The organism is Methylorubrum sp. SL192 (assembly GCF_026672325.1).
GTDB classification, from domain to species: domain Bacteria; phylum Pseudomonadota; class Alphaproteobacteria; order Rhizobiales; family Beijerinckiaceae; genus Methylobacterium; species Methylobacterium extorquens.
This window is the reverse complement of record NZ_JAPPQV010000003.1, coordinates 3350553-3366579: the sequence shown is the minus strand read 5'-3', so window position 1 is coordinate 3366579 and position 16027 is coordinate 3350553. Positions and strand designations below refer to the sequence as shown.

The following is a 16027-nucleotide window of genomic DNA, read 5'->3' as shown; positions in this document are numbered from 1 at the left end:
GCGGGGGGATGCGGCGTTCGGTGGGATGTCGGAGTGCGGTCGTCAGACCGGTTTGGCGAGGCCGGAACGGTCGTGGCCGGCGGGCCGGTCGTCGGCGGCCTGGGACCGGCCGGCAGCGTTCTGCGGCCTGCCGGCGGCGTTCTGTGGCCTGCCGGCGGCTTGTGCGGCGTCGCGCACCACCTGCTCCAGCACCCCGAGATAATCGAGGAAGCGGGTGCGCCCGGAGGGCGTCAGGCGGCAGAGGGTCTGCGGCCGGTTCTGGTCGTAGCCCTTCTCCAGGCTGACGAGGTCGGCCTCCTGCAGCACGGCGAGGTGGCGGCTGAGATTGCCGTCGGTGAGCCCGCACAGGCGCTTGAGGTCGGGGAAGGCGAGGCCGCGGGGATGCGAGACCAGGGAGGTCAGCACCGAGAGCCGCGCCCGCTCGTGGATGATCCGGTCGAGCCCCTCGTAGGAGAAGCGGGCGTCGCTGCGATCAGAGGTCGGCATCGGCGTCTCCGTCGGCAGATCCGTCAGTCGATCCGTCACCTGGGCCCGAATGGCGGTGGATGATGATGGCGACGAGCCCCTGCCCCACCGCGAAGGGCACGCCCATCAGCCAGGGCGAGAGGTGGCGCGTCTCGCTGGCGAGGGCCAGCACCGTGAGTCCGGCGAGCAGGTACCACGCGCCCGCCAGCGGCACGGAGCGGGGCAGGATGCGGGCGGAGGCGAACAGGCCGAGCCCGACCAGAACCTGCCACAGGCCCGGCAGCATCCAGAGCTGGTCCGGCGCGAAGCGGGCGAAGACGAGCCCCAGACAGAGGCCCGCCCCGCCCGCGGGCAAAAAACCTTCGATGGCGTTGAACACCATCGCGTCGGCCAGCCCCGAATGGACCCGGCGCGAGCGGCGAACCGCCTCGAACCCGATCAGGAGGCAGGCGGTGACGGCGGCGGCGATCCACAGGCCGAAGAAGACGACCGGCCGCGCCGTCGGGTCGTCGAGCAGCAGGGCCTGGGCCCCCGCGACGACGAGGGCGAGGGCGCCGGTGGCCGCGAGCGTGGCAGAGCCGAGCCCGCGGAACGCTGTGTCCCGCGCGATCTGCATCCGGATCGCGACGATGTCGGCCAGGGCCCTGTCGAGGTCGCCGTGGGTCTCACGCATGGGGTTCAGCTTCCCGCGTCGAAGCGTGCTTTGCATTGCAAAGTACACGCGGGTGCAGAGCCGTCAAGCGGAGAAGCGTCAGGCTTCCGCCCGCAGGCCCGCGAGGTCGAGCCGGCGGGTGACCATGGTGAGATCGCCCGTCCCGTCCCGCGGCCACTCGGCCTCCGGGCGGTCGCGGTACAGTTCGACCCCGTTCCCGTCGGGATCGCGCAGGTAGAGCGCCTCGGACACGCCGTGGTCGCTGGCCCCGTCGAGGGAGAGGCCGGCCGCCTCGACCCGGCGCAGGGCGTCGGCCAGGGCCGCCCGGCTCGGGTAGAGGACCGCGAGGTGGTAGAGCCCAGTCGTGCCGGGCGGCGGAGGGCCGCCCGCGCTCTCCCAAGTGTTGAGGCCGATATGGTGGTGATAGCCGCCGGCCGAGACGAAGGCGGCTCGGGCACCGAAGCGCTGCATGAGGGCGAAGCCGAGCACGCCGCAATAGAAGCCCAGTGCCCGTTCGAGATCGGCCACCTTGAGGTGAACGTGGCCGATGCGGGTGCCGGGATGGATCGGTTCGCTCATGGTTCCTCTCCCCATGGTCCCTCTCCCGATGGGTTCCGTCTCACGCCCGCCGCAGGGCGTAGGCGCCGTCGCCGAGCCCGGCCTGGACCAGCAGCATCACCGCCCAGAAGCCGGCGAACTCCCAGCCGCCGCCCGGATTCTGCGCGAAGAAGCCGTTGGCGCCGTGCACGGTGACGATGGCGCCGATCAGGATCGGGACGAGGGCCAGGGCGACGAAGCGGGCGTAGAGGCCGAGGATCAGGGCGAGGCCGCCGACGGCTTCCGCGGCGATCACCCCATAGCCGAACGCGGGCGGCAGGCCGAGCGAGCCGAAGAAGGCGGCGGTGCCCGCGGGCGTGAACACGAACAGCTTCAGCCCGGCATGGGCCAGGAACAGGCCGCCGAGGGTGAGCCGCAGCAGCAGGGCGGCGTAGGGGGCGGTGCGGGCGTCGGTCATGATCATCTCGAAGGTGTGGCGCGGTCGCGGTCTTTGCGGTGACCGGACCATGCCTTTCTCAGGCGATTGCGATAATTCGCGTTCGCTGCCATTCACCTCACTCTGAGAGAGTGAGGCTGTCGTGCTCGACCGCGTGACGGGAATGCAGGTCTTCTGCCGCGTCGCCGCACTCGGCAGCTTCTCGGCCGCCGGGCGGGCGCTCGGCCTCTCGCAGACCGGGGTGACCAAGCATGTCGCGGCCCTGGAGGCGCGGCTCGGAACGCGGCTCCTGCACCGGACGACCCGCCGCCTGACGCTCACCGAAACCGGCCGGACCTATCTCGAGGCCTGCGAGCGTATTCTCGCCGAGATCGACGACGCGGAGGCGGCGGTCGGTGCCGAAGGGGTCGAGGCCCACGGCACCCTGCGGCTCAACGTGCCGCTCTCCTTCGGCGTGCGGGAGATCGCCCCGGCGCTCGCGGCGTTCTCCGCCGCGCATCCGGCGCTGACGATCGAACTCGGCCTCAACGACCGGCGGGTCGACCTGATCGAGGAGGGGTGGGATCTCGCCGTGCGGATCGGGACCCTCGCCGATTCGGGGCTGATCGCCCGGCGTCTCACATCCAGCCGCCTCGTGGCCTGCGGCGCGCCCGCCTATTTCGAGCGGCACGGCACGCCGCGCCGGCCCGAGGAGCTGAAGAACCACAATTGCCTGGGCTACACCCTGTCGGATTCCAGCGGCTGGCACTTCGGCGAGCAGGCCTACCCGGTCTCGGGCAACCTGCGGGCGCCGAACGGCGCCGCCCTGACGGCTGCGGCCATGGCCGGCCTCGGGCTGATCTACCAGCCGACCTTTCTGGTGGCGCAGGCCCTGCGGGCGGGAACGCTCGTCCCCCTCGATTTCGGCACCCCCTCCCCGGTTCTGCCGATCCACGCCCTGATGCCGCCGGGCCGGCGCCCGGCCAAGACGTGCGCCTTCGTGGAGTTTCTGGTGCAGCGGTTCGCGGGCGAGCCGGCCTGGGAGCGGGATCTGCCGGAGGCTTTGCGGCGGTGAGGGCGATCAGACACGCCGAATCGGGCCGGGATAGCGGGCGACGAGAGCGTCGGAGGTCAGGAGCGTGATGCCTTCCACGGTCGCCTGAGCGACGAGGAGCCGGTCGAACGGGTCCTTGTGGATGAGGGGAAGTCCCTCCACCGCAACGGCATGCTTTCCGAGAACGGGTAGCTCTTCGTACCCGTTCTCAATCAGGCCGCGATACAGGATGCAGCTGTCGATCCTGAAATCCGGCCGGCCGAGACTGCGCTTGATCGCGATTTCCCAAAGGCTGGCGATGCTGAAGACGGGCGTAAGATCTGGATCCTCGATCGAGGTGCGGACCGAGGCCGGCAACCGAGGGGATCCCTCCGCAACCCAGATCAGCAAGTGGGTGTCGAGGAGGAGCCTCACTTGTCCTCTTCGCCCTCGAACAACCGGATGATCTCGTCCTGAAACATCGTGTCGAAATCGTCCGGCACCGAGATCTGCCCGGCGAGGAAACCGAGGCGTCGCTTCCGCGGCGGCTCGGCTTCCGCGGGCACGACGCGGACCAAAGGTCGGCCGTTTTCGGCGATCACGAACGGCTCGCCGCGCGACGCCGCCTCGATCAGCCGCGACAGATCCGCCTCGGCCTCGCGGAGGCTGACCGTTTTCATGACGGTCTCCCTGATGTGAAAACGCGCTAAAGCTAGTCCGGGCCCAAAACGGCCGCAAGCCGGGACAATCTTGGGCCGTTCGGACTCTTCCGGAGACCGCCCGACGGGCCCATATTGCCGCCATGCCCGCACCCAAGACACCGCGCGTGAGTCCGGCCAAAGCGCCTGCCAAAGCGACCTCGAAGACGACGGCGAAGGCCGACCGGCCCGAGCTGATGCCGCTCGACGAGCATCTTGCCGCGCTGCTCAACCCGGCCCTTAACCGCAACCGCCTGAAGGCGGTCGAGCCCGAGCCGGAGCCGCCCCGAAAGGGACGCGGGCAAAAGGGCGAGGCGAAGGCCTACAAGAAAATCGCGCAGGACGGCTTCGCCGAGGCGCCGCAGGCGGGCTTCGCCATCGGTGACGCGGCCGACGTCGATCCGCGGCTGGCCCAGGCGCTCGGCCTCGTCCCGCCCGACGACGGCCCGGCACCGGAAACCGCGCCCGATGCCGACACGCCCTCGCTTGCGACGGAGGGCGTGTCGGCCACGGTCGAGGCGCTGGAGCGGCTGCTCGTCGAGGGCAACCCGCTGTTCAAGAACGGCGAGGCCTGGGTGCCGCACAGGCCCGAGCGGCCGGCGAAGTCCGAGGGCGGCGTGAAGTTCACGCTGAAATCCGAGTTCACGCCCGCCGGTGACCAGCCCACCGCCATCGCCGCCCTGGTCGAGGGCGTCCGGACCGCCGAGCGCGATCAGGTGCTGCTCGGCGTCACCGGCTCGGGAAAAACCTTCACGATGGCCAAGGTCATCGAGGAGACGCAGCGCCCGGCCCTGATCCTGGCGCCGAACAAGACTCTTGCCGCGCAGCTCTACGGCGAGTTCAAGAGCTTTTTCCCGGACAACGCGGTCGAGTACTTCGTCTCGTATTACGACTATTACCAGCCCGAGGCCTACGTGCCCCGGTCCGACACCTTCATCGAGAAGGAAAGCTCGATCAACGAGCAGATCGACCGGATGCGCCACTCGGCCACCCGTGCCCTGCTGGAGCGGGACGACGTCATCATCGTCGCCTCGGTCTCGTGCATCTACGGTATCGGCTCGGTCGAGACCTACACGGCGATGTCGTTCACGGTGTCGCTCGGCGAGCGGATCGAGCAGCGCCAACTCATCGCCGACCTCGTGGCCCTTCAGTACAAGCGCATCCAGTCGGACTTCGCCCGCGGCACCTTCCGGGTGCGCGGCGACGTGATCGAGCTGTGGCCGGCCCACTTGGAGGATCGCGGCTGGCGCATCGGCCTGTTCGGCGACGAGATCGAATCCATCGTCGAGTTCGATCCGCTGACCGGCAAGAAGCTCAACGAGCTGAAGTTCGTCAAAGTCTACGCGAACTCGCACTACGTCACGCCGCGCCCGACGCTGCAGCAGGCGATCAAGGGCATCAAGACGGAGCTGAAACAGCGCGTCGAGGAGCTGACCCGGATGGGCCGGCTGATCGAGGCGCAGCGGCTGGAACAGCGCTGCACCTTCGACATCGAGATGATCGAGGCCACCGGCGCCTGCAACGGCATCGAGAATTATTCGCGCTACCTCACCGGCCGCAAGCCCGGCGAGCCGCCGCCGACCCTGTTCGAGTACCTGCCCGACAACGCCCTCGTCTTCACCGATGAGAGCCACGTCACGGTTCCGCAGATCGGCGGCATGTACAAGGGCGACTTCCGCCGCAAGGCGACGCTGGCCGAGTACGGCTTCCGCCTGCCCTCCTGCCTCGACAACCGCCCGCTGCGGTTCGAGGAATGGGACGCGATGCGCCCGCAATCGGTCCACGTCTCGGCGACCCCGGCCAAGTGGGAGATGGAGCGCACGGCCGGCGTCTTCGCCGAGCAGGTCATCCGCCCCACCGGCCTCGTCGATCCGGTGATCGAGATCCGCCCGGCCCGCTCCCAGGTCGACGACCTGCTGGGCGAAGTCCGCGAAGTCGCCCAGGCCGGCTACCGCACCCTGGTGACCACGCTGACCAAGCGCATGGCCGAGGATCTCACCGAGTACCTGCACGAGAACTCGGTGCGGGTGCGCTACATGCACTCCGACATCGACACCCTGGAGCGCATCGAGATTATTCGCGACCTGCGCCTCGGCGCCTTCGACGTGCTGATCGGCATCAACCTCCTGCGCGAGGGTCTCGACATCCCCGAATGCGCGCTGGTCGCCATTCTCGACGCCGACAAGGAAGGCTTTCTGCGCTCCGAGACCTCGCTGATCCAGACCATCGGCCGCGCGGCCCGCAACGCGGATGCCCGCTGCATCCTCTACGCGGACAACATCACCGGCTCGATGGAGCGGGCGATGGCCGAGACCGAGCGGCGCCGCCAGAAGCAGCTCGCCTACAACGAGGAACACGGCATCACGCCGCAATCGGTCAAGCGCGGCATCAGCGACATCCTCGAGAGCGTGTACGAGCGCGACCACGTCCGCGTCGATACGGGGCTGGCCAAGGACGCGATCACCGTCGGCCACAACCTCAAGGCGGTCATGGCCGACCTCGAAAAGCGCATGCGCGCCGCCGCCGCCGATCTCGACTTCGAGGAGGCCGCACGGCTTCGCGACGAGCTCAAGCGCCTCCAGGCGACCGAACTCATGGTCTCCGACGATCCCATGGCCCGGCAGGGCGACATCGAGCGCGAGGCCGGCCGCTACGGGCAGAAGGGCAGCCGCATCTCGAAGCCCACCCTCGACAATATGGGCCCCGGCACCGACCGCGAACTCCCGGCCGACGCCGTGCCCTGGCAGGAGCGGCCCAAGGCGCGCTCGACGCAAGGACTCGGCGGCCAGAAGCCCCGCTACAAGGGGGGCGGCGGACGCAAGCGAGGGTGAGGGCGCGCGACGGCGGAACCTCGGCCGTCGCCTGCGATTGGCTCTTCAGATCCTGCAACCGTCGGTCCGCTCCGCCGTGAGCCCGGCCGGCGGCGCCAAGCGTGATGGAGTCGACCGATGCGATCCCCCTCCCCCCTCAGCCGGGCCGCCCTGGGCGCCCTCCTCGGCAGCCTGCTCCTGTCCGCGCCGGCCCTGGCCCAGAGCGCGGCCAACCCCAACGACCAGCCCACCGCCGGCACCCTGCCCTCCGGCACCGATACGGTGCGCGGCAACGACCGCTCCGCCGAGCGGCCGACCGGCGAGGTCTCGCCCCCGAGCGCGATCCGCTCCTCGACCGCGGTGGTGCCGGAAGGCAAGAGCGGAAAGACCGTGCGCACCAACCCGTCCGATCACCTCTCGAAGCCGTTCCGCTCGAACCACGAAAACTGATCCGCAACCCCACCCCCGCATTCGCCGTTGCACCGGCACGGCCGCCACACGGGGCGTGAAGGGCGGCGTGAACCGGCGGGAGGAAACGCATGGGGCTGCTCGATCAGGTCATCGGCGGAGTCGTCGGACAGGTTTTGGGGGGCGGACGCGGCGGGGCGCTGGCCTCGCCGGTGGTGAAAGCGCTCCTCATGCTGCTGCTCGCCAAGGGCGGCGGCGGCCTCGGCGACATCCTCGGCCGCGGATCACCGGAATCCGGCGGCCGATCTTTCCCCGGCCCGGGCGAAGACGACGGCGATCTCGGCGGGTTCAACCAGGGCCGCCGCAGCGGGCCGCCGTCTCAGGCAAGTGAGGCCGGCAACGACCTCGGCGGCGATTTCGGCGACCTTGCCGGCATGCTCGACGGTCCCGGCGGGGGTGCCTCTGGCAGCCGTTCGCCCGCCGGAGGTCCCTATGCCGGGCTCGACCGTGAGCCGGATGACGGAAGCGGCGCGGCCTCCCACGGGCTCGACGGCTTGATACAGAGCTTCGAGCGGAGCGGTCTCGGCGACGTGATCGGCTCGTGGATCGGCCACGGCCCCAACCGCGAGATCGCGCCGAACCGTCTCGCCGAGGCTCTGGGCCCGGGCACCCTCGACAGCTTGAGCCGCGAGACCGGCCTGCCGCGCGAGGATCTGCTCGCGCAACTGGCGCAGGCCCTGCCCGGCGTGATCGATGCGCTGACGCCCCAAGGCCGGGCGCCGAGCCGCGAGGAGCGCGGCGGCTGGTAGTCCGAGAAAGGCTTCTGCCATGGCCTACGAGCTGCACTACTGGCCGATGATCCCCGGCCGCGGCGAGTTCGTGCGGCTCGCCCTCGAACAGGCCGGGGCGGATTACGTCGATGTTGCCCGCCAGCCCGAGGAGGCGGGCGGCGGCATCGCGGCGATGATGGACCGGCTGGAGGACGAGCCGATCCGCCCGCCCTTCGCTCCGCCTTTCCTCAAGGACGGCGACCGCGTGATCGGTCAGACCGCGGCGATCCTGCTCTATCTCGGGCCGCGCCTCGGCCTGGTCGGGGCGGATGAGGCCGACCGGATCTGGACGCACCAGATCCAGCTCACGATCGCCGACATGGTGGCGGAGGCGCACGACACCCATCACCCGGTCGGCGTCGGCCTGTACTACGAGGACCAGCGGCCGGAGGCGCGCCGCCGCGCCGAGGATTTCTGCAAGAACCGCATCCCGAAATTCCTGGACTGGTTCGAGCGCGTGCTCGCCCGCAACCCGGCAGGGCCGGAGCATCTGGTGGGCGGCGCGGTGAGCTACGCCGACACCTCGCTGTTCCAGCTCGTGGAAGGTCTGCGCTACGCCTTTCCCCGGGCCGCGGCCCGGGCGCTGGCGCAGACGCCGCATGTCGTCGCCCACGCGGAGCGGATCGGGCGGCTGCCGCGCATCGCCGCCTACCGGGCCAGCGAGCGCTGCCTCCCCTTCAATGAAGAGGGCATCTTCCGGCATTATCCGGAACTCGATGCCCGCTAACCTGCCGGTGCCGGTCACGGCACCGGGGCGGAGCGACGAAGGCCGTTTTGTCCAAACCGTCGCGCTTGTGCCCGCTGGCGGCGTGCTACATGTGCTCTTGTGAACATGCCCGAAAGTCTTCCCTCTCCCGTGCCATCCGACGCCGAATCGGCGCGCTTTCGGATCCTGGAGCCGTTGCGGGCGGCGCAGGAACAGCTCGCCCGCGTGCAGGATGCCGCCGGGATCGGTGTCTTCACCCTCGACCTGCGCGAGGGCGTGCTGCATCCGAGCCCCGCCTTCTGCCGCCTGCACGGCCTGGAGGTGCGCGAGCGATACGCCCTCGCCGCCCTCGCCGAGCGCTTCCCGGCGGAGGATACGGCGATCCCCTCGGGTACGTCCTCCGAGGAGGCGGTCTACCGCGTGCGCGATTCCCGGACCGGGGCGTCGCGCTGGATTGCCCGCACCCTCGAGATCGAGCGCGATGCGGACGGCGCGGCCCTGCGGCTCGCGGGCGTGGTGCGGGACGTGACCGAGCAGCGGGCCCAGGGCACGGCGCTGGCCGAGAGTGAGCAGCACTACCGCACGCTGTTCGAGCAGATGGACGAGGGCTACTCCGTCATCGAGTTCATCGATGGCCCGCACGGCCCCTTGAGCGACTACGTCCACGTCACCGCCAACCGCGCCTACGCCCAGCATGCCGGCATCGAGAACGTGGCCGGCAAGCGCCTGCGCGAGATCGTCGGCGAGGAGGCCGAGGGCTGGCTCGCGCTCTACGGCGACGTCCTGCGCACCGGCCGGCCGATCCGCTTCCAGCGCGAGCTGGTCGCTACCGGGCGCTACCTCGAACTCGCCGCCTTCCGCATCGAGCCGCCGTCGCGGCGGCAGGTCGCGGTGCTGTTCCAGGACATCACGGCCCGGCGGCGCGTGGAGCACCTGCTCCATTCCAAGGCTGCCGACCTGGAGGCGGAGGTGGTGGCGCAACGGCGCGACCGCGACCGCGTCTGGACGCTCTCGCCGGTCCTCAAGGTCGTGGCCACCCCCGACGGGCGGATCGAGGCGGTGAACCCCTCCTGGGGCCGGACGCTGGGCTGGTCGCCGGCCGAAACGGTGGGCCGCTACGTGCCCGACTTCTTCGCACCCGAGGAGCGCGCGGCCGCCGAAGCGGCGCTGGAACGGCTCGCGGCCGGCGCCTCGACCGATCTCGAACTGACCTGCCTGACCAAGGACGGCGGCACCTGCCGGGTGCTCTGGACCATCGTGCCGGCCGACGGCCTGCTCTACGGTTTCGGCCGCGACATCACCGAGCAGCGCCACGCGGAGGAGGCCCTGCGCCAATCGCAGAAGCTGGAGGCGGTGGGCCAGCTCACGGGGGGCGTGGCCCACGACTTCAACAACCTGCTCACCATCATCCGCTCCTCGGTCGAGTTCCTGCGCCGGCCCGACCTCGCGCCCGAGCGCAAGCGCCGCTACCTCGACGCGGTCTCCGACACGGTGGACCGGGCGGCGAAGCTGACGGGTCAACTCCTCGCCTTCGCCCGGCGGCAGGCGCTCAAGCCCGAGACCTTCGATGTCGGCGAGCGGCTGCGCAGCATCTCGGAGATGCTCGATTCGGTGACCGGCGCGCGCATCCGCGTGGTGACCGACCTGCCCGGCGCCCCCTGCTTCGTGCGCGCCGATGCGAGCCAGTTCGAGACGGCCCTGGTCAACATGGCGGTCAACGCCCGCGACGCCATGGACGGCGAGGGCCGCCTGACCCTGCGCCTCGACGGCGCCGTTCCGATGCCGCCGATCCGCGGCCATGCCGGCGCGGCCGGGCCCTTCGTCGCGGTTTCGGTCGTCGACACCGGCACCGGGATCGCCAGCGCCGACCTCGGCCGCATCTTCGAGCCGTTCTTCACCACCAAGGAGGTCGGAAGGGGCACGGGGCTCGGCCTCTCCCAGGTGATCGGCTTTGCCAAGCAATCGGGCGGAGACGTGGACGTGTGGAGCCGCGCGGGCGAGGGCACTACCTTCACCCTCTACCTACCCGAAGTCGCCGCCCCCCTCGAAGCCCCCGCCCCCGCCCGGCCGAGGCCAGATGCGGATGCCGAGGCGCATCTGCGGATCCTCGTGGTCGAGGACAACCTCGAAGTGGGCCGCTTCTGCACCCAGATCCTGGAAGAACTCGGCCACCAGCCGGTCTGGGCCGAGAACGCCGAGGCGGCTCTGGTCGAGCTGGAACGCACCGAGACGCCGTTCGAGGCGGTGTTTTCCGACGTCGTGATGCCCGGCATGGGCGGCATCGCCCTCGCCCGCATCCTGCGCGAGCGCTACCCCGATCTGCCGGTGGTCCTCACCTCCGGCTACAGCCACGTCCTGGCGCAGGACGACGCGCACGGGTTCGAGCTGCTGAGGAAGCCCTACTCGGCGCAGGAGCTGGGGCGAGTGCTGAAGGAGATGGCGGGGCGGCGGGGGAGGCGGGAGACGGCCTCGCGCTGACGGCCAAAGCCGGACGCGCGGCCATCCATCCCGAGAGAGCCTTTCGAAGCGGACCGCGCCCGGCCGCTGGCGCAGCCTCGCGCCTCGGCGCTCACTCGCTCGCCCGATCGAGCGTGCCGAGACCGTTCGCGTTCAGCGCGTCGAGCGTCACCGCATCGGCCTTGCCCCCGCTTCCGACGGCGAAACGGATGGCCGACGGATTGTCCGGCGCCTCCGCATCGGGAAAGCAGAGGAAAAGGTCGCGATCGAAGTGGCGCAGCGGATAGGTCCGCGCCCCGCCAGGCCCGACCGTAAGGGTCAGGCGACCGTCGATCTCCGCCACCTCGGCATTGCCGACATACGCGTTGGCGTAACGCCCCGTATAGGCCGACAGGGGGAGCGACGCCGAGGCGTTCGCCGGAGGCTGGCCGTAGACGGCGCGGTTCGCCGCCGCGCCCGGCCCGAACAGGCTCGTGTAGGCTTCGCCCCAATCTTTCAGCCAATCCTTGCGGATCCGCCCGTCGAAGACGAGATCCGCGAAGCTGTCGGCCAATCCCTCCGGGACGCCGGACGGGAAGGCGTTCGTGAGCAGGACGATGCCGAGCTTGGCCTCCGGATGGATCGAGACGAGGGTCTGCGCGCCGATGCTGAAGGCGCCGGCATGGCCCCAGACGAGGCCGTGGCGGCCGTACTCGATGTTCCAGCCCAGGCCGTAGAAGGAGGCGCCTCCGGTCACGGGATTGGTGCCGCGTGCGGTAAGCGGCCCACGCGTCTGAGCGAGGGCCGCGCCGGCAACCCGTTGCGTGCCCTCGAACAGGCCGTTTCCGATTTCGAGCCGCACCCAGCGGGCGAGGTCGCGGACATTCGAGCTGACGCCGCCGGCCGGCGCCTGCGCGTCGGGATCGCGTTCGGTCCCGGCCGTCCAGACGCCGTCGCGCCTGACATGGAGTGCGGCCCGGTCGGCCCGCGTCAGGAAGTCGTCATGCCGCGTGCTCGTGGAGGTCATCCCCAGCGGGCCGAACAGCTTTTCTTGAGCCACGACATCCCACAGCTTGCCGGTCGGCCTCGCGGCGGCCACGGCCCCCTCGGTGAACCCGAAATTGCTGTAGGCGTAGCCCGCACGGAAGCTGGAGGACGGCGGCACGAGGCGCAACCTGCGGAGGATGTCGTCGCGGCCGTATCCGATCCCTTCAAGGTCGTCCCCGGCGCTGCCCGGCAACCCGCTGCGGTGATTGAGAAAATCGCGCACCGTGACCTGCGAGGCCGGATAGGGCTCGTGAAGCCGGAAGCCGGGGTCGAGATCGGCGACGCGCGAATCCCAGCCGACGACACCCTCGCTCACGAGGGCGGCCACCACGGTCGAGGTCACGGGCTTGGACAGGGAGGCGATCTGAAACACCGTCTCCGGCCCGACCAAGTCGGGCTTTCCGATCGCCCTGCGGCCGAAGCCTTTCAGGAAGAGGGTCTCGTCGCCGTAGACGATTGCGATCGCGAGACCCGGCACGTTGCCCGCATCGATGGCCTGCTGCGCCAGCGCTTCGAGGGCCGGCAAACGCGCCTCGACCTGCGCACGGGTGACGGCTTGGCCGAACGCGCTGCCGGAACAGCCCGAGATGACGCCGAGCGTGAGACAGAACTGCGCGACGCGCGGATGGGATCGAAGCCGCTGCATCTGATCGTCGATCCCATCAAGGACGGCTCGGGCATAGAGAATCGCGCCAAGGCCGCCTCCAAACTGATCGCGGCGACAATCGCTGACAAGCCGATATCAGTCGCTCCGATTGAAGGGGGATCGAACTGGATTTGGGCTGTCTCGTTTTCGGTGCCGGCCTGCACGGCGAAGCCGCGTCGAGACGGGTCCGCCTCGGAGAAAAGCAACAACGGCTTGCCGCATGCCCCTGACGAGGGTCGGGAGGGGCACCGTAGCCGCCGGTCCCGACGCTCGTTCGATCGGCTCCCCTCACGCCGCCAGGCGCGGAAACACCAGCGTCTGATGCAGCGCCACGCCGGCGGTCACGCCGTCCGCCGAGGCCCAGGCCACGCTGTGGGGAGACCGTGCCGCGTCCCCGGCCGCGTAGACGCCGGGAACCGTCGTCTCCTTCATCGCGTCGGTGCGGATCACCGGCCCGAGCATGCCCTCATCCACGGCGCAGCCGAGTTGTTCGGCGAGCGGGCTGTTCAGGCGGTAGCGGGGGCCGGCGAAGAGGGCCTCCAGCGGGAGCGTCCGACCGTCCGCCATAACGAGTGCCGAGAGGGCCCGCCCCTCGCCCGCAAGCGCCCGGATCGGGCCGGGTTCGATTCCGATGTTGCGGGCGGCGAGCCGGGCGCAGGCCTCCGCGTCGGGCGCCGGGTGTCCGTTCAGGAAGAGCGTGGTCGGGCCCCATTCCGCGACCAGTTCGGCCTGATGGACCGATAGGGCGCCGGCCGACAGCACGCCGAGGACGCGCCCGGAAAACTCGAAGCCGTGGCAGTAGGGGCAGTGCAGCACGCTCGCGCCCCAGCGCTCCGCCAGCCCGGGAAGATCGGGCAGGATATCGCTGATGCCGAAGGCGAGGACGAGCTTGGACGCCGCGAGGCGTTGCCCTCCGGCCAGCGAGACGGCAAAGCCGTCGCCTGCGGCTCGCGCCGACACCGCCTCCCCCGTCACGAAGGTGGCGTTCGGGTAGTCGGCAAGCTGCGCGCGGGCTGTCGCGATCATCGCCAGCGGATTCTCGCCGTCCTGCGCGAAGAAGCCGTGCGAGGCGGCGGCAAACCGGTTGCGGGGCGCGCCGGCATCGATGACGCAGACCTTCCGGCGCCCTCGGGCGATGTAGAGCGCTGCGGAGAGGCCGGCGAAGCTGCCGCCGACGATGATCGCATCATACCGCATGGGCCGTCTCCAGATTGAAATCGCCGCCGCGCGCCGCGAGGCGGGCATGGAAGTCGGCGCTGAGCGCGGCGAGGGTAATCCGGCCGAGTTGCTCCATCAGAAGCGCCTCCGCCTCGCGAAAACTCTCGTCCATCGCGGCATTGACCGCCTGCTCGACGAGGCAGCCGGGCGCCTCGCTGCGGTTGCCCATGGCGAAGATTTCGGGCGCGCCGAGCGCGTCGTAGATGTCGCGCAGGGTGACGGCCCCGAAATCGCAGGCGATTCGCCAGCCGCCGCCATGCCCCTTCTCCGAGCGGACGTAACCCCGGTCGCGCAGGCCCGCCATGATGCGCCGGACCACGACGGGATTGGTCTGCATCACGCCGGCCAGGAACTCGGAGGTCACCGGCCCCTCGATCTCGGCCATGTGCAGGAGCACGTGGAGGACGCCCGAAAGCTTGCTGTCTCGTCTCATGTAACTTTACATGTTTCATGAGACGGCGGCTGTCAAGCGCGTCGGGTGGCAGGCCCCCGAACGCAAGAAGGCCCGCCTCCCGGCGAGCCTTCCTCCTTTCATGCCGCCCGGTCACCGACCGGGCGACGTCGCAAATCCGCTAAAACTACGGCTGGCCAGCGGGCTTGTTGGTCGCCGGCGGGGTGGTCGGCGCCGTGGTCTGGCCGGCGGCGGGCGGCGTCGCGGGGGCGGTGGTCGTGGTGTTGGCCGGAGGCGTGGTCGTGCCCGTGGTGTCCTTCTTCTCGTCCTTGCAGGCTGCGAGGCCGAGGGCGAGCAGGCCGAGAACCGGGATCAGCTTGATGGCGCGCATGTGTTCCTCCGTGTCGTTGAGCTCTTGAGGCGCTGCCGCGAACGGCCGGCGCATCGGAAGAGCGGAAACGGTCTTTGCCGTGCTGTGGCAAAGCTGAGAACGCGTTGCGGCCCTGAACCGTTCAACATTCGCGTGGGCGGTGAGCCGAAGAACGGGGGATGAGCGCCGAATTTCAGGGAGACATAAGCGGGATGAAACCGGCGGCCCCGCCGTTCAGACCTTACCGGACCGGCAACACCTGGCAGGTTTCGCAGAAGAAGGTCGAGCGTCCACCCTGCACGATCCGGCCGACCCGGCCGGTACAGCCCTTGGTCGGGCAGGCATGGCCCACCCGGTCGTAGACGCGGAAGCCGTGCTGGAAGGCGCCGCGCTCCCCGTCCGGCCGGGCGTAGTCGCGCAAGGTGGAGCCGCCGGCCGCCACTGCCTCCGTCAGCACCGCCTTGATCTCCTTGACGAGTGTCTTCGCCTTGGGCGCCGGCGAACCGTCGGGCTTGGCGAGCGCGCCCGCCGGCAGGGCCGGGTGGAGGCCCGAGCGGTGCAGCGCCTCGCAGACATAGATGTTGCCCAGGCCCGCGATCAGGCGCTGGTCGAGCAGTGCCGCCTTCAACGGCGTGATCTTCCGGGCGAACAGGCGCGCGAGCCGGGGTGCGTCGAGGGCGTCGGAGAGCGGCTCGACGCCCATGCTGGCGAAGTGGCGGCAGGTCTCGAGATCGCGCGTGGCCACGAGATCCATGAAGCCGAAGCGGCGGGCGTCGTTGTAGGTGACGGTGGCACCGTTGGCGAACGCCATCACCACGTGGTCGTGCTTGGGCGTGCCGAGCGCCCCTTCAAGGTAGAAGTCGCCCGGCGAGAGGTTCGAGCCGTCGGGCAGCCGCACGTCGAAGCGCCCGCTCATGCCGAGATGCAGGATCAGGCTCTCGCCGGAATCGAGATGCGCCGTGAGGTATTTGGCCCGGCGCGCCAGCTCCAGCACCGTGGTGCCCTCCAGCCGCTCGGCGAAGCGCTCGGGGAAGGGGAAGCGCAGGTTCGGCCGGCGCAGGGTGACGCGGGCGACGCGCGCCCCGACCATCGCGGGGGCGAGCCCCCGGCGCACGGTCTCGACTTCGGGCAGTTCGGGCATGGTCGTGGGAGACAAGCGGCGGCGGGAAAGAGAGCTGTAGCGCCCTCCCCGGCTCCGGCGCGAGCCCCGCCGGCCCGTGCCGGGCGGCCACGGTGTCGCGCTTGCCGCCGGGCCTCCCCGGGAACCGATATCGGGGCTCACGGCTTGCTCCCGGCCAAGGTCCTTTCGGTGCGCCTCTCTGGCTGGAGCGGCCTCCCCTCCGA

17 protein-coding genes are annotated in these 16027 nt (G+C 70.3%); 6 read left to right on the top strand and 11 right to left on the bottom strand.

The features are described 5' to 3' along the window. Window positions 1-42: 42 nt before the first annotated feature. From OVA30_RS16590 to OVA30_RS16575, 4 genes are all read right to left on the bottom strand, one after another. Window positions 43-486 carry a transcriptional regulator gene (locus tag OVA30_RS16590; protein ID WP_003599614.1) on the bottom strand — a complete coding sequence of 148 codons (444 nt, stop codon included), beginning with the start codon at window positions 484-486 and terminating at the stop codon, window positions 43-45. Continuing rightward, the gene (locus OVA30_RS16585) at window positions 473-1138 is read right to left on the bottom strand and encodes a hypothetical protein (protein WP_253397944.1); all 666 of its coding nucleotides are present in this window, start codon (window positions 1136-1138) and stop codon (window positions 473-475) included. The genes OVA30_RS16590 and OVA30_RS16585 overlap by 14 nt, the downstream gene beginning before the upstream one ends. Window positions 1139-1216: 78 nt before the next feature. Further along, entirely contained in the window at window positions 1217-1696 is a 480-nt protein-coding gene (locus OVA30_RS16580) for a VOC family protein (protein ID WP_268176100.1), read from the bottom strand. A gap of 40 nt (window positions 1697-1736) precedes the next feature. Next, window positions 1737-2132 carry a DoxX family protein gene (locus tag OVA30_RS16575; RefSeq protein WP_268176099.1) on the bottom strand — a complete coding sequence of 132 codons (396 nt, stop codon included), beginning with the start codon at window positions 2130-2132 and terminating at the stop codon, window positions 1737-1739. A 121-nt stretch (window positions 2133-2253) separates the two neighbouring features. Here OVA30_RS16575 and OVA30_RS16570 point away from each other — a divergent pair, with 121 nt between their 5' ends. After that, window positions 2254-3165: a LysR family transcriptional regulator gene (locus OVA30_RS16570; RefSeq protein ID WP_268176098.1), complete on the top strand. Its 912-nt coding sequence runs from the start codon at window positions 2254-2256 to the stop codon at window positions 3163-3165. Between the two features lie 6 nt (window positions 3166-3171). Here OVA30_RS16570 and OVA30_RS16565 read toward each other — a convergent pair whose 3' ends face one another. Both OVA30_RS16565 and OVA30_RS16560 read right to left on the bottom strand, forming a co-directional pair. Further along, window positions 3172-3558, bottom strand: a complete 387-nt coding sequence (locus tag OVA30_RS16565; protein WP_268176097.1) for a type II toxin-antitoxin system VapC family toxin — start codon at window positions 3556-3558, stop codon at window positions 3172-3174. Then, the gene (locus OVA30_RS16560) at window positions 3555-3803 is read right to left on the bottom strand and encodes a type II toxin-antitoxin system Phd/YefM family antitoxin (RefSeq protein ID WP_268176096.1); all 249 of its coding nucleotides are present in this window, start codon (window positions 3801-3803) and stop codon (window positions 3555-3557) included. The genes OVA30_RS16565 and OVA30_RS16560 overlap by 4 nt, the downstream gene beginning before the upstream one ends. Before the next feature lie 122 nt (window positions 3804-3925). Here OVA30_RS16560 and uvrB point away from each other — a divergent pair, with 122 nt between their 5' ends. From uvrB to OVA30_RS16535, 5 genes are all read left to right on the top strand, one after another. Then, complete coding sequence (gene uvrB, locus OVA30_RS16555; RefSeq protein WP_268176095.1) at window positions 3926-6652, top strand: excinuclease ABC subunit UvrB; 2727 nt, start codon at window positions 3926-3928, stop codon at window positions 6650-6652. A 117-nt stretch (window positions 6653-6769) separates the two neighbouring features. Next, entirely contained in the window at window positions 6770-7081 is a 312-nt protein-coding gene (locus tag OVA30_RS16550) for a hypothetical protein (protein ID WP_012255203.1), read from the top strand. Between the two features lie 89 nt (window positions 7082-7170). Then, complete coding sequence (locus OVA30_RS16545; RefSeq protein ID WP_268176094.1) at window positions 7171-7848, top strand: YidB family protein; 678 nt, start codon at window positions 7171-7173, stop codon at window positions 7846-7848. Between the two features lie 19 nt (window positions 7849-7867). Continuing rightward, window positions 7868-8596 (top strand): glutathione S-transferase, encoded by a 729-nt coding sequence (locus OVA30_RS16540; RefSeq protein WP_268176093.1) that lies wholly within the window; start codon window positions 7868-7870, stop codon window positions 8594-8596. A gap of 105 nt (window positions 8597-8701) precedes the next feature. Further along, window positions 8702-11053, top strand: a complete 2352-nt coding sequence (locus tag OVA30_RS16535) for a PAS domain-containing protein (RefSeq protein ID WP_268176092.1) — start codon at window positions 8702-8704, stop codon at window positions 11051-11053. A gap of 91 nt (window positions 11054-11144) precedes the next feature. Here OVA30_RS16535 and OVA30_RS16530 read toward each other — a convergent pair whose 3' ends face one another. From OVA30_RS16530 to mutM, 5 genes are all read right to left on the bottom strand, one after another. Continuing rightward, window positions 11145-12704 carry a serine hydrolase gene (locus tag OVA30_RS16530; RefSeq protein ID WP_268176091.1) on the bottom strand — a complete coding sequence of 520 codons (1560 nt, stop codon included), beginning with the start codon at window positions 12702-12704 and terminating at the stop codon, window positions 11145-11147. Between the two features lie 288 nt (window positions 12705-12992). After that, window positions 12993-13901 (bottom strand): NAD(P)/FAD-dependent oxidoreductase, encoded by a 909-nt coding sequence (locus OVA30_RS16525; protein ID WP_268176090.1) that lies wholly within the window; start codon window positions 13899-13901, stop codon window positions 12993-12995. Next, window positions 13891-14355: an Rrf2 family transcriptional regulator gene (locus OVA30_RS16520; protein ID WP_268176089.1), complete on the bottom strand. Its 465-nt coding sequence runs from the start codon at window positions 14353-14355 to the stop codon at window positions 13891-13893. Before OVA30_RS16520 ends, OVA30_RS16525 begins: the two co-directional genes overlap by 11 nt. A gap of 145 nt (window positions 14356-14500) precedes the next feature. Continuing rightward, complete coding sequence (locus OVA30_RS16515) at window positions 14501-14704, bottom strand: hypothetical protein (protein WP_003599639.1); 204 nt, start codon at window positions 14702-14704, stop codon at window positions 14501-14503. 220 nt (window positions 14705-14924) lie between these two features. Next, complete coding sequence (mutM, locus tag OVA30_RS16510; protein ID WP_056499854.1) at window positions 14925-15824, bottom strand: bifunctional DNA-formamidopyrimidine glycosylase/DNA-(apurinic or apyrimidinic site) lyase; 900 nt, start codon at window positions 15822-15824, stop codon at window positions 14925-14927. Window positions 15825-16027 lie beyond the last annotated feature (203 nt).